Below are 12,557 nucleotides of genomic sequence, written 5' to 3'. Positions count from 1 at the left end.
TTACTTTTTGTTTTGCTTCATCAGTTCTTGCTGTTTCTGCATAGCTTCCAAACGAGCCGCAAATCCTGTTTTCTTTGTTTTGGGATCTTTTTTATTGGCTTCCAGATCGGCCAATAACTTGCCTTCGTCTGTGGTACGGCGCAATACGATCATGGTTCCTACACTAATCAGGGTCGAGATGAAATAGTAGTAGTTCAACCCCGAAGGATAGTCGTTCAGTACGAACAGGAACATAATCGGCATCAAATACATCATCCATTTCATGGCTGCCATCTGAGGTTGTGCACCGGTATCTTGCATACTCATCGTGTACTTGGTGTTCAGTACATTGGTCACTGTCATCAGCAAGCAGAATAAGCTGAGGTGGTTGCCAAGGAACGGAACAGTAAACGGAAGCGTAATGAATGCATCGTAGGTCGAAAGGTCGGGAGCCCATAAGAAACTCTGTTGACGCAATTCGATAGCACTCGGTACGAACATGAACAACGCCATCAGGATAGGGAATTGCAACAGCATCGGCAAGCATCCGCCCATCGGGCTAACGCCGTATTGACTATACAGCCCCATTACCTCTTGTTGTTTCTTCATGGCATCTTCTTGCTTCGGATACTTCTTGCTGATCTCATCGATTTTGGGTTTCAATACACGCATCTTGGCAGATGACATATATGTTTTCCAGGTAGCAGGAAATACAACTACCTTGACAATGATCGTCAGAATAAGCAGAACAATACCCATGCTCAACCCCCAGCCCGAAAGCCAGTCGAAGATGTTGATGGTGATCCATTTGTTGATTTCACGAACAACGGGCCATCCCAGATAGACCAAATTATCGAGTTTCCATTTGTCGTCGCGTCCTTTATCCAAGGCCTTAAGCGTCTTGTAGTGGTTGGGGCCGAAGTAGAAATACATATCGGTTGCTTCTTTTCCGCTTGGGTCGAAGAAGGTGCTCATCTCGGCCGAATAGTCCTTGATGTAGCCACTTCCTTGTTTCTCCATTTTCGATTTCACAGTTGCCTTATCGAAGTCTTGATTGGCAATGAATACGGAAGAGAAGAATTGATTCTTGAAAGCTACCCAGTCGATACGGCCCGGAAGAGTCTTTTCATCGTCTTTGGCTGCCGACAGGTTGTCTGTTCCTTCGCCCACAGTCTTGTACATCAGCTCTGCCAATCGGTTCTCGTAGGTGAAACCCTTCTCTAACTGGCGTGCACGTTGTGTCCACTCAATGTCTACATACTTGGTCGTTGCAGCCAGCTTGTTCTCCATGCCGGTGGCTTGAATGGTGAAGCTCATCAAGTATTTATCCGGTTTGAGGGTATAGGTGAAGTCGATGTAGCTTGCACTGTCTGCTGCCAAACGCATGGTAACACTGCTGTCGGTTTTGTTTACAGCTTCAAAATAATAGTCTTTGGTTTGTATGGTTTCCTTCTTGTTGTAGAAGTTAAAGCTCATCGATGCATCCTCTGCGTTGAATAGCACCACAGGCTTTCCGTCTTGGCCGTTGTAGTCTTTCAGCATGGCCGAATAGACACGACCGCCCTTGTTGTCGAGTGTGATCTCTACCAGGTTGTTTTGAATGGTAGTGAAAGCCTCTTTTCCTTGAAGCGATTGGTGAAATAAAGAAGTAGAGTCAACGGTGGTTTCCTCTTTTTCATTGGCCAATGCAGCGGTGGCTTTCGCTTTGAGAGCTTCTTCCTGCTGCTGTACTACGGCAATCGAGTCGTAGTATCTTTTTTGAATGGCCAGATCTTTGTCACTTGGGCGACTAAGAAAGCTGAAACCCACCAGCAATGCTCCTATTAGTACAAGCCCCGTTATGGTGTTTTTATCCATCTTTAAATGTGTAGTTGTTAGTTTGTAATATTACTTTCCGATAGCTGCCTTGATAAACGAGACAAACAACGGATGCGGATTTAATACGGTACTGCTATACTCGGGGTGGAATTGCACTCCGATATACCATTTCAATGTCGGTATTTCAACGATCTCTACCAAGTCCGATTCAGGATTAATACCTACGCACTTCATGCCTGCTTTCTCGAATTCGGCACGATAATCGTTGTTGAACTCATAGCGATGACGGTGACGCTCCTGAATGTGCTCCTGACCGTATGCCTCGAACGCTTTAGAGCCTTGCTTCAATACGCATTCGAAAGCACCCAGACGCATCGTTCCACCCATATTGGTGATCGCTTTTTGCTCTTCCATGATATCGATTACGTTGTGTTTCGTCTTTTCGTCTATCTCTACCGAGTTGGCATCGGCGTATCCGAGTACGTTGCGAGCAAACTCAATGGCAATGCATTGCATACCTAAACAGATACCAAAAGTAGGTATGTTGTGATCGCGTGTGTATTTGGCAGCTACAAATTTACCTTCAATGCCTCTTGAGCCAAAGCCCGGACAGATCACCACTCCATCGACATGACCCAATAGTTCGGGTGCATTCTCTTTGGTTAGTGTTTCCGACGAAACATATTCAATCTTAATCTTACGATCGTTGTAGGTAGCAGCTTGTGAGAGCGACTCAAGGATCGACTTGTAAGCATCTTGCAGTTCTACGTACTTACCAACCAATGCAATGGTTACTTCTTCGGTAGCTTGTGTGCGACGGTTGAGGAAGTCTTTCCACGGTCCTAATGTAGGACGCTCTCCGAGTGGTAAACCCATCTTTTGAAGGATGGTTTCGTCCAATCCCTGCTCTTGCATCAACAAAGGTACTTCGTAAATGGTCGATGCATCGATTGACTGAACCACGGCGTTCTCGGCAACATTGCAAAACAAAGCTACTTTCTTACGTAGGTTGGTGCTTAAGTCATGTTCGGTACGAAGCACCAGAATATCGGGCTGTACACCCAGTGACTGCAATTCTTTAACAGAGTGCTGAGTCGGCTTTGTTTTTAATTCTTTGGCAGCAGCTAGGAAAGGAACATAGGTAAGATGTACGCAAAGGGCGTCTTTGCCTAATTCCCATTTGAGCTGACGGATACTTTCCAGGTAAGGAAGTGATTCAATATCGCCCACGGTTCCTCCGATCTCTGTAATAACGAAATCGAATTTGTATTTATTACCTAATAATTTGACGTTTCGCTTAATCTCGTCAGTGATGTGAGGGATGACCTGAATCGTCTTTCCTAAATAATCGCCGCGGCGTTCTTTATCGATAACGCTTTTGTAAATACGTCCCGTAGTGATATTGTTTGCTTTCGTAGTCTGTATACCCAGGAATCTTTCATAATGTCCCAAGTCAAGATCGGCCTCATGGCCGTCCACGGTCACGTAGCACTCACCGTGTTCATAAGGGTTTAATGTACCCGGATCGATATTGATATACGGGTCAAACTTTTGGATGGTTACTTTATAACCTCTTGCTTGTAGCAATTTACCGATAGAGGATGAGATGATGCCTTTTCCTAAAGAAGAGGCCACACCGCCGGTGACGAAAATATACTTTGTTTCTCCCACAGTTGTAACTGTTTTAATTATTTGTTTTCTGTTTCGCTTTCTAAATTCAGAAACTTTCCAGATTTAAAAAGCGCAAAAATACAAAAAAAGAAGCAAGAACATAGGCTTTAGATGAAACAAAATTATTAAAAAATGCAATTCAGCCTATTTTTTTGTCGTTATTATGTTTTCTGAAAATTTTAGCGTAAATTTGCAAACTAAATTTGTGTAAACATGAAGTACTATTACATATCATCCTTAGCATTAGCGATGTTTCTCTCTGTACCTGCTATGGCGCAGAGTACTCAAAAACCCGTGTTAAAAGAGCGTGTAGCAAAAGTGGATACATTGCAGGAATTTTTTCAGCAATATTGGGTGCTGAAGTTGAATACAAAAGATGAACACCCCAAAATAGACACTGTTTCTATTTTACATGAAAAGTATATCGGACAGTTGGACTACCTCAATGATCCCGCAGCTCCTATGCGTTACATGCCGTTACGTGCCGAATACTATCGGTTGTACTCTCCTTTGGCGTATTATTATGCGCCTATTGATCGATACTCTAAGTTAAAATGGAAGCGTGAGGAGCCTTTTGCTACTCCCGATTCTTTATTTGCAACGTTGCTCCCTTACGATAAAGAGCGGTTTACTAAATCCGAGCGTAGTAATAATCTGGTCGATAAAACCTTGATGAGTTTGTATCTTAATCATCCGGAATTAGTCGGTACTACCGAAGATCGCATCTTGAGCCGAAAGGTATTCCATGCAGCAGCGAAGCCCGAGATATCGCCTAAGGTAAGGGTGGTGAACTTATTTCATCCCGAAGAGGCAACGGTAGATGTAGGAGAAGCTTCCATGAAAATATCCAAGCCTAACTGGTGGGTTACCGGCGGTAACGGATCATTGCAAATTGCACAAAACTATGTTTCTGATAACTGGTATAAAGGTGGAGAAAGCAATAATGCCGTTATGGCTAATTTATTGCTGTTTGCCAATTATAATGATAGGGAGAAGGTTCAGTTCGAGAATTTACTCGAAGCAAAAGTAGGCTTTAACTCTACGCCATCCGACAAATATCATAAATATTTGGTTAATGCCGACCAGTTCCGTTTTTACAGTAAGTTAGGTGTTCAGGCTGCATCGAAATGGTATTATACAATGTCGGCCGAATTTAAAACACAGTTCTTTCAAGGCTATAAATCCAATAGCGAAGAGCTGGTATCATCGTTCTTGTCTCCGGCAGATTTGGTAGTCAGCATCGGTATGGATTATAAGTTGAAGAAGAAGAAGTTTAACTTGTCTTTATTCTTGGCGCCCTTGACCTATAATCTTCGTTATATTGGCAATAGTGAGGTGAATGAAGTGAAATTTGGTTTGGATGAAGGAAAATGTTCTAAGAACGATTTTGGTTCGCAAATTCAACCGACCATGTCATGGACTGTTATTCCCTCAATTGTTATTGATTCGCGCTTAAACTATCTGACAAATTATAATTGGGTACGCATTGACTGGGAAACAACCGCTAACTTCGTGCTTAATCGCTACCTTTCAACAAAGCTTTATGTCAATGCTCGCTTTGATGATAGCACCAAGCCGACTACCGGTAGTAGCTATTTTCAAGTAAAAGAATTGCTTAGTTTTGGTATCAACTACAAGTGGTGACAAGGCTACTCGAAATAGAATAAATGCAAAAAAAGAAGAATGGTAATTATGCTATTCTTCTTTTTTTGCATTTATATAGCCTTTTGAAACTTAAATGAACACTTTTTTACCGATAAAAAATCCTCGAATGCTTCTTTGTTCACAAATAATGCTTAAATTTGCGGCAATTTGTAATGTACAGTTTGCAAAATGGTAGATACGATCAAGCATCAAGGAATTGTGAAAAACATAAATGGCTCCCACGTATCAGTGAGAATCATTCAAACATCTGCATGCTCATCGTGCAGTGTGAAAGGTCATTGCTCGTCGGCAGATAGCAAAGAAAAAATCGTTGACGTCATAGCCCCCCCCGGTACCTACCGTATAGGTGAGGAAGTGATGCTTATCGGTGCCACTTCAATGGGGCTGAAGGCGGTTCTCTTAGCTTTTGTCGTACCATTTCTACTACTGGTTATCTCTTTATTTCTATTTATGGAAATCATGAATAATGACCTCTGGGCATCACTCTTCTCTTTGGGTATTCTTATACCTTATTATGCTATCTTGTGGCTTAATAAATCACGGCTCAAACAACAATTTTCATTTACTATTAAACCAATAAATAACTAAAATTATGAATTTAATTCTGATTGCAGTCATTTCCTTGGGATGCATTGCGCTGGTTCTGGCTGGCATTTTATATGCGGCTTCCAAGAAATTTGCTGTGTATGAAGACCCGCGGATTGCTCAGGTGGGCGAAGTATTACCTCAAGCCAATTGCGGTGGATGTGGTTATCCCGGCTGTAGTGGGTTTGCCGATGCTTGCGTCAAAGCCGGTTCACTGGATGGTAAGTTTTGTCCGGTAGGAGGGCAGCCTGTCATGTCTCAGGTAGCTTCGATCTTAGGCCTTGTAGCCGAAGAGGCGGAACCCAAGGTAGCTGTGGTAAGATGTAACGGATCGTGTGAGAATCGTCCCCGTACCAATCAGTATGACGGTGCGCCTAGTTGCGCTATTGCCGCTTCTCTGTATGGAGGTGAAACGGGTTGTAGCTTTGGTTGCTTAGGTTGTGGCGATTGTGTCAGTGTTTGTACTTTCGATGCTATTCGGATGAATCCCGAAACAGGGCTTCCCGAGGTAGATGAAGAGAAGTGTACTGCTTGTGGTGCCTGTGTGAAGGCTTGTCCTAAGATGATTATCGAAATCCGTCCGAAGGGTAAGAAATCTCGTAGAGTCTTTATCTCTTGTGTGAATAAGGATAAGGGTGCTGTGGCGCGAAAAGCTTGTACGGTAAGTTGTATCGGTTGCGGTAAATGCGTCAAGACATGTCCGTTCGAGGCAATTACGCTGGATAGCAATCTGGCATACATCAATCCGGATAAGTGCAAAGCTTGTAGGAAATGTGTCGAGGTGTGTCCGCAAAACACCATCATTGAACTCAACTTCCCACCGCGTAAACCCAAAGCGGAAGAAGCAGCTCAAACAACTCCTGTAGCTCAGGCGTAAGGTAAATGAATAATAAACAGATAAAATACTGAAATTGTATGTTGAAGACATTTTCAATTGGTGGTGTTCATCCACACGAAAATAAACTGTCGGCACATCAGCCTATTATCACAGCAGAAGTTCCTGCCAAAGCAGTTATTCTGTTGGGTCAGCACATTGGTGCTCCGGCCAAAGCAGTGGTAACTAAAGGTGATGTGGTAAAGGTGGGTACCAAAATAGCAGAGGCAAACGGGTTTGTTTCGGCAGCTATCCACTCTTCTGTTAGCGGAAAGGTAGCCAAGGTCGATACGATTGTAGATGCAAGCGGCTATGCCAAGCCGGCTATCTTTATTGATGTAGAGGGAGATGAATGGGAAGAAAACATTGATCGCAGCGAAGCATTAATCAAAGAATGCGATTTAGCATCGGATGTCATTGTGAAGAAGATTGCCGATGCCGGTATCGTAGGTCTGGGTGGAGCTTGTTTTCCCACACAAGTAAAATTGTGTCCGCCCCCTTCGTTCAAAGCAGAATGTGTGATTATCAATGCGGTTGAGTGCGAACCTTACTTAACTGCCGATCATCAGCTTATGCTCGAACATGCCGAAGAGATTATGGTCGGTATTTCCATTCTGATGAAAGCGGTAAAAGTAAACAAAGCTTTTATCGGTATAGAGAATAATAAACCCGATGCCATTGAACTGATGTCAAAAGTAGCTTCCAGCTATGCAGGCATTGAGGTGGTAGCACTGAAAGTGCAGTATCCGCAAGGAGGCGAAAAGCAATTGATCGATGCCGTAACGCGTCGTCAGGTAGCCAGTGGAGCCTTGCCTATATCTACAGGAGCAGTGGTTCAGAACGTAGGTACGGCATTTGCAGTATACGAGGCTGTGCAGAAAAATAAACCATTATTTGAACGTGTTATTACCGTAACCGGTAAGTCGGTGGCTAAGCCATCCAACTTTCTGGCACGTGTGGGTACGCCGATGCGTCAGTTGATTGATGCTTGCGGTGGTCTTCCCGAAGATACCGGTAAGGTGATCGGTGGTGGACCGATGATGGGTAAAGCACTGGTGAATATCGATGTTCCGACAGCTAAAGGTAGCTCGGGTATTTTGATTATGAATCAGAAAGAGGCTAAGCGTGGCGAAGTGAAAAACTGTATCCGCTGTGCCAAGTGTGTAAGTGTTTGTCCGATGGGACTGGAACCTTATCTGCTCTCTGCATTGGCCGAAAATACCGACTTTGAAAGAATGGAAACCGAAAGAATCATGGATTGCATCGAGTGTGGCTCTTGCCAGTTTACTTGTCCTGCCAATCGTCCGTTGCTCGACTATTGTCGTTTGGGCAAAGGCAAGGTAGGTGGTTTGATCCGTGCACGTCAAGCTAAAAAATAAAAAACATGGAAAATAAATTTATAGTATCCCTATCGCCCCACGTACACAGTGGAGACAGCGTACAGAAAAACATGTACGGTGTGCTCATTGCGCTCGTGCCAGCCTTTATCGTATCATTGATCTTTTTCGGTCTGGGTGCCTTAATCGTTATGGCTACTTCGGTAGCTGCCTGTTTGTTTTTCGAATGGGCCATTGTGAAGTATTTACTAAAGAAAGATGCAACTACCATTGGCGACGGTTCTGCGCTGATTACAGGTGTATTGCTGGCGTTTAACCTTCCGTCTAACTTGCCCATCTGGATTATTATCCTCGGTGCATTGTTTGCGATTGGTGTAGGCAAAATGTCGTTTGGCGGATTGGGCAATAACCCATTCAACCCTGCATTGGCCGGACGCGTGTTCTTGCTGCTTTCTTTCCCTGTACAAATGACTACCTGGCCTGTAGTAGGGCAACTTACTGCTTATGCCGATGCCACTACCGGAGCTACTCCGCTGGCCATCATGAAAGGAGTTATCACCGGTGCTCCGGGTGTATCTCTCGATCAGCTTCCCGACTCATTGAGTCTGTTTTTTGGAAACAACGGTGGGTGTTTAGGTGAGGTTAGTGCAGCAGCCCTGCTTTTAGGCTTATTCTATATGCTGTGGAAGAAGATTATCACCTGGCATATTCCCGTTTCTATTCTGGCTACGGTGTTTGTTTTCTCGGGGATTATGCATTTGGTGAACCCTGCACTGTATGTCTCTCCGGTCATTCAATTACTGTCGGGAGGTTTGATGTTGGGTGCTGTCTTTATGGCAACAGACTATGTCACCTCTCCGATGAGCCATAAAGGAATGCTTATTTACGGTGTTTGCATCGGTGTGCTGACAGTGGTGATTCGTTTGTTCGGTGCTTATCCCGAAGGTGTATCGTTTGCCATTCTGATTATGAATGCTTTCACACCGTTGATTAATACATATTGTAAACCAAAACGCTTTGGGGAGGTAGCAAAGAAGAAATGAAAAAGCTAGAATCATCTTTGAAGAATATGCTACTGGTACTCACCGGAGTGACTGCTATTTCGGTAGCATTACTGGCATATGTGAATGAATTGACCAAAGGTCCTATTGCCGAAGCCAATGCCAAGACATTGAATGAGGCACTGAAGCAGGTATTGCCCGCATTTACCAACAACCCGGTAGCAGAAAGCGATACGATATTCAGCGAAAAGGAGGGTAAGAAGATTGTCGATTTCATTTTGTATCCCGCCAAAGACGGCGATCAATGGATTGGTACAGCCGTACAAGCTACCTCTTTAGGATTTGGTGGTGAATTGAAAGTACTGGTAGGTTTTGATGCCGAAGGTAAAATCTATAATTACTCCTTGCTGTCGCATGCCGAAACACCGGGCTTAGGTTCGAAGGCTGCCGACTGGTTTAAAGAAGGAGGCAAAGGTAGCATCAAAGGGTTGAATCCGGGCGATGCACCGCTGGTAGTCAATAAAGACGGCGGACAAATCGATGCGATTACCGCTTCGACCATCACTACCCGTGCGTTTCTGAATGCAGTAAATGCTGCCTACGCAGCCTATAAGGGCGACGATACTGCCAACGGAATGACCGGAGCTACACAAAAAGTTGTTGAACCCGCTGATTCCATCAGTGCTAATTAAGAAAGGAGTATACGAATATGAATAACTTTAAAGTATTGATGAACGGTATAATCAAGGAGAATCCGATTTTTGTACTTTTGTTGGGTATGTGTCCCACTTTGGGAACTACCTCTTCGGCCATCAACGGTATGGGTATGGGATTGGCAACTATGTTTGTACTGATTTGTTCGAATGTGGTAATCTCGCTCATCAAGAACCTGATTCCCGATATGGTGCGTATCCCCTCGTTTATTGTCGTGATTGCTTCGTTCGTGACCTTATTGCAAATGATAATGCAAGCTTATGTTCCCGGATTGTATGCTACTCTCGGATTGTTTATTCCGCTTATTGTAGTAAACTGTATCGTACTGGGTCGTGCCGAAGCTTTTGCTGCTAAAAACAAACCGGTATCGGCTATGTTCGATGGTATCGGTATGGGACTTGGTTTCACTATTGCGCTCACTCTATTAGGTGCTGTACGCGAGTTCCTGGGAACCGGCAAAGTGTTTGATTTAAGAATTCTTCCCGAAGAGTATGGCATGCTTGTGTTTGTTCTTGCACCGGGTGCTTTCATTGCACTTGGGTATCTGATTGCACTGATTAACACGTTGAAGAAAAGCTAAATTTTTAATTTGATCATTATGGAATATATATTAATATTTATCTCAGCCATTTTCGTCAACAATATCGTGTTGTCGCAGTTCCTTGGCATTTGTCCTTTCTTGGGTGTATCTAAGAAAGTAGAAACAGCAATGGGTATGAGTGCTGCGGTAGCTTTCGTACTGACGATTGCTACCATCGTTACATTCCTTATTCAAAAATACGTACTCGACGCCTTCGGCTTAGGTTATTTGCAAACCATTACCTTTATTTTGGTTATTGCAGCTTTGGTACAAATGGTTGAGATTATTTTGAAAAAAGTTTCTCCCGCACTGTATCAGGCGTTGGGAGTATTTCTACCATTGATTACTACCAACTGTTGTATTCTTGGTGTTGCCATTCTTGTTATTCAAAAAGATTACGATTTATTGACGGGTGTGGTTTATGCATTTTCTACTGCCATCGGTTTTGGTTTGGCATTGGTGCTCTTTGCCGGCCTACGCGAACAGATGAGCTTGGTAAAGCTGCCAAAAGGTATGCAAGGAACACCTATTGCTCTTATTACAGCCGGTTTGTTGGCCATGGCATTCATGGGATTTTCGGGTGTAGTATAATCCTCTTATAGTCAATATTGGACATTGCGCCAATAAGATCATTATTATTTAAATATGAATCTTATTGGCGCACTCTTTTTTTTGACATTTTAGGAAATGTTTTTTTTTATTTTTATTTGTTTTCTCATTTATTATCTCTAAATTTGCAACGTAACAAACAAAAAACCGAAGAACTAATTAAACAAAAATTTATGAAAGATAGAATATTAGTCACAGGTGGAACCGGATATATTGGTTCTCATACTGTGGTTGAACTACAAAATAACGGTTATGAAGTAATCATCATTGATAACCTATCCAACTCTAATGCCGATGTTGTTGATAATATAGAGAAAGTATCAGGTATCCGTCCTGTTTTTGAGAAACTCGATTGCCTTGATTATGCAGGACTCGATGCTTTATTTGCAAAATACAAAGGAATCAAAGCCATCATTCACTTTGCCGCCAGTAAGGCTGTAGGCGAATCGGTAGAAAAACCATTGCTTTATTATCGTAACAACCTTGTTTCATTAATCAATTTACTGGAGCTGATGCCTAAGCATGGTGTAGGAGGTATTGTATTCTCTTCGTCTTGTACCGTATACGGTCAACCCGATGAGCTTCCGGTAACAGAGAAGGCTCCGATTAAGAAGGCCGAATCGCCTTACGGAAATACAAAGCAAATTAATGAAGAGATAGTAAGAGATACGGTTACCTCAGGTGCACCTATCAATGCTATTTTATTGCGCTACTTTAACCCCATAGGAGCACATCCTACTGCATTATTGGGCGAACTGCCGAATGGTGTTCCACAGAACCTCATTCCTTATCTAACGCAGACTGCGATGGGTATTCGTCAAGAGTTAAGTGTATTTGGCGATGACTACGATACACCCGATGGTTCTTGTATTCGTGACTTTATCAATGTAGTCGATTTGGCTAAGGCACACGTAATTGCCATCAAACGCATCCTCGAACAGAAACAGAAAGAACAAGTAGAGGTGTTTAATATCGGCACAGGTCGCGGACTGTCTGTTTTGGAATTGATCAATGCATTCGAAACAGCAACCGGTGTGAAATTGAATTATAAAATAGTAGGTCGCCGTACCGGAGATATAGAGAAAGTTTGGGCAAACCCTGACTTTGCTAATAATGAACTGGGATGGACTGCGACCGAAACGATTGAAGATACTTTACGCTCCGCTTGGAACTGGCAATTAAAATTGCGGGAGAGAGGTATCCAATAAAGAATGACACTGTTTTTTTAACATATAAGAAATAAACAAATGAATAAAAGCGTTTGTTTATACGATGCAAGTAGGCCTGATACCATTTATGAGTATGCGACATATACATAAATGCCACATATGCCTCCCCGGCATAGACAGGTAGAATTGCATAGTAGTTTTGTCGTGTTTTATTTTGTGTTTGTGTTGTGACGGTACTGCGACGTGAGTCGTGGTACCGTTTTTTTATGTTCACCGGGTATGTGTGGATAAACTTAAGTGTATGTATATGAGTAGTGTAATGTCTGCGTATTCAGCTTGCTGAAGTCATCGCAAAAAATACGATCAGTCTCCTGGCGAATACATGAGCCAGTGGCGAAAGATGTAACTGCTTTATTATTTGTTGTATCATCCTATCAGCATCTCTTTCTTGTATAAGTAAAGACGCTGATTTTTTTTGTTTATACACCGTCTGTTTTACACTTTTTCTAATCTATTCCAATAGATATTAATTCCAATGGAAACAATTTATGGTTT

The 12,557-nt window shown here is 42.9% G+C and carries 11 protein-coding genes; 9 read left to right on the top strand and 2 right to left on the bottom strand.

Going from position 1 to position 12,557, the window contains the following annotated elements:
• Entirely contained in the window at window positions 1-1,836 is a 1,836-nt protein-coding gene (gene yidC, locus TY03_RS10680; protein ID WP_042369933.1) for a membrane protein insertase YidC, read from the bottom strand.
• Window positions 1,837-1,866: 30 nt separating this feature from the next.
• Window positions 1,867-3,468, bottom strand: coding sequence for a CTP synthase (locus TY03_RS10675; protein WP_042369930.1), 1,602 nt, complete (start codon window positions 3,466-3,468; stop codon window positions 1,867-1,869).
• Window positions 3,469-3,681: 213 nt separating this feature from the next.
• Between TY03_RS10675 and TY03_RS10670 the strand changes: the two genes are divergently transcribed.
• The 9 genes from TY03_RS10670 to galE all read left to right on the top strand — a co-directional run bounded on the left by TY03_RS10670 (window position 3,682) and on the right by galE (window position 12,041).
• Complete coding sequence (locus tag TY03_RS10670; protein ID WP_042369929.1) at window positions 3,682-5,112, top strand: DUF3078 domain-containing protein; 1,431 nt, start codon at window positions 3,682-3,684, stop codon at window positions 5,110-5,112.
• Between the two features lie 189 nt (window positions 5,113-5,301).
• Window positions 5,302-5,721, top strand: a complete 420-nt coding sequence (locus tag TY03_RS10665; RefSeq protein WP_042369927.1) for a SoxR reducing system RseC family protein — start codon at window positions 5,302-5,304, stop codon at window positions 5,719-5,721.
• A gap of 4 nt (window positions 5,722-5,725) precedes the next feature.
• Entirely contained in the window at window positions 5,726-6,595 is an 870-nt protein-coding gene (locus TY03_RS10660) for a Fe-S cluster domain-containing protein (RefSeq protein WP_042369926.1), read from the top strand.
• Window positions 6,596-6,633: 38 nt separating this feature from the next.
• Window positions 6,634-7,971, top strand: a complete 1,338-nt coding sequence (gene rsxC, locus TY03_RS10655) for an electron transport complex subunit RsxC (protein WP_042369924.1) — start codon at window positions 6,634-6,636, stop codon at window positions 7,969-7,971.
• Window positions 7,972-7,976: 5 nt separating this feature from the next.
• Window positions 7,977-8,972 carry an RnfABCDGE type electron transport complex subunit D gene (locus tag TY03_RS10650; protein ID WP_042369922.1) on the top strand — a complete coding sequence of 332 codons (996 nt, stop codon included), beginning with the start codon at window positions 7,977-7,979 and terminating at the stop codon, window positions 8,970-8,972.
• Window positions 8,969-9,622, top strand: coding sequence for an RnfABCDGE type electron transport complex subunit G (locus tag TY03_RS10645; RefSeq protein WP_042369920.1), 654 nt, complete (start codon window positions 8,969-8,971; stop codon window positions 9,620-9,622). The genes TY03_RS10650 and TY03_RS10645 overlap by 4 nt, the downstream gene beginning before the upstream one ends.
• Before the next feature lie 17 nt (window positions 9,623-9,639).
• Complete coding sequence (gene rsxE / locus TY03_RS10640) at window positions 9,640-10,224, top strand: electron transport complex subunit RsxE (RefSeq protein WP_042369919.1); 585 nt, start codon at window positions 9,640-9,642, stop codon at window positions 10,222-10,224.
• An 18-nt stretch (window positions 10,225-10,242) separates the two neighbouring features.
• The gene (gene rsxA, locus TY03_RS10635) at window positions 10,243-10,815 is read left to right on the top strand and encodes an electron transport complex subunit RsxA (RefSeq protein ID WP_042369917.1); all 573 of its coding nucleotides are present in this window, start codon (window positions 10,243-10,245) and stop codon (window positions 10,813-10,815) included.
• A 191-nt stretch (window positions 10,816-11,006) separates the two neighbouring features.
• The gene (galE, locus tag TY03_RS10630) at window positions 11,007-12,041 is read left to right on the top strand and encodes a UDP-glucose 4-epimerase GalE (RefSeq protein WP_042370197.1); all 1,035 of its coding nucleotides are present in this window, start codon (window positions 11,007-11,009) and stop codon (window positions 12,039-12,041) included.
• The last annotated feature ends 516 nt before the right edge of the window (window positions 12,042-12,557 follow it).

It is taken from the genome of Bacteroides neonati (assembly GCF_000499785.1).
Lineage (GTDB): Bacteria > Bacteroidota > Bacteroidia > Bacteroidales > Bacteroidaceae > Bacteroides > Bacteroides neonati.
The sequence above is the reverse complement of the archived record's forward strand: the minus strand, read 5'-3'. Positions and strand labels throughout refer to the sequence as shown.

What these genes read in the sequence shown, in the direction of transcription:
- galE (WP_042370197.1), top strand. Translation starts at nt 11,007, where the DNA reads ATGAAAGATAGAATATTAGTCACAGGTGGAACCGGATATATTGGTTCT.
- rsxA (WP_042369917.1), top strand. Translation starts at nt 10,243, where the DNA reads ATGGAATATATATTAATATTTATCTCAGCCATTTTCGTCAACAATATC.
- TY03_RS10650 (WP_042369922.1), top strand. Translation starts at nt 7,977, where the DNA reads ATGGAAAATAAATTTATAGTATCCCTATCGCCCCACGTACACAGTGGA.
- TY03_RS10665 (WP_042369927.1), top strand. Translation starts at nt 5,302, where the DNA reads ATGGTAGATACGATCAAGCATCAAGGAATTGTGAAAAACATAAATGGC.
- rsxE (WP_042369919.1), top strand. Translation starts at nt 9,640, where the DNA reads ATGAATAACTTTAAAGTATTGATGAACGGTATAATCAAGGAGAATCCG.
- TY03_RS10670 (WP_042369929.1), top strand. Translation starts at nt 3,682, where the DNA reads ATGAAGTACTATTACATATCATCCTTAGCATTAGCGATGTTTCTCTCT.
- yidC (WP_042369933.1), bottom strand. Translation starts at nt 1,836, where the DNA reads ATGGATAAAAACACCATAACGGGGCTTGTACTAATAGGAGCATTGCTG.
- TY03_RS10645 (WP_042369920.1), top strand. Translation starts at nt 8,969, where the DNA reads ATGAAAAAGCTAGAATCATCTTTGAAGAATATGCTACTGGTACTCACC.
- rsxC (WP_042369924.1), top strand. Translation starts at nt 6,634, where the DNA reads ATGTTGAAGACATTTTCAATTGGTGGTGTTCATCCACACGAAAATAAA.
- TY03_RS10660 (WP_042369926.1), top strand. Translation starts at nt 5,726, where the DNA reads ATGAATTTAATTCTGATTGCAGTCATTTCCTTGGGATGCATTGCGCTG.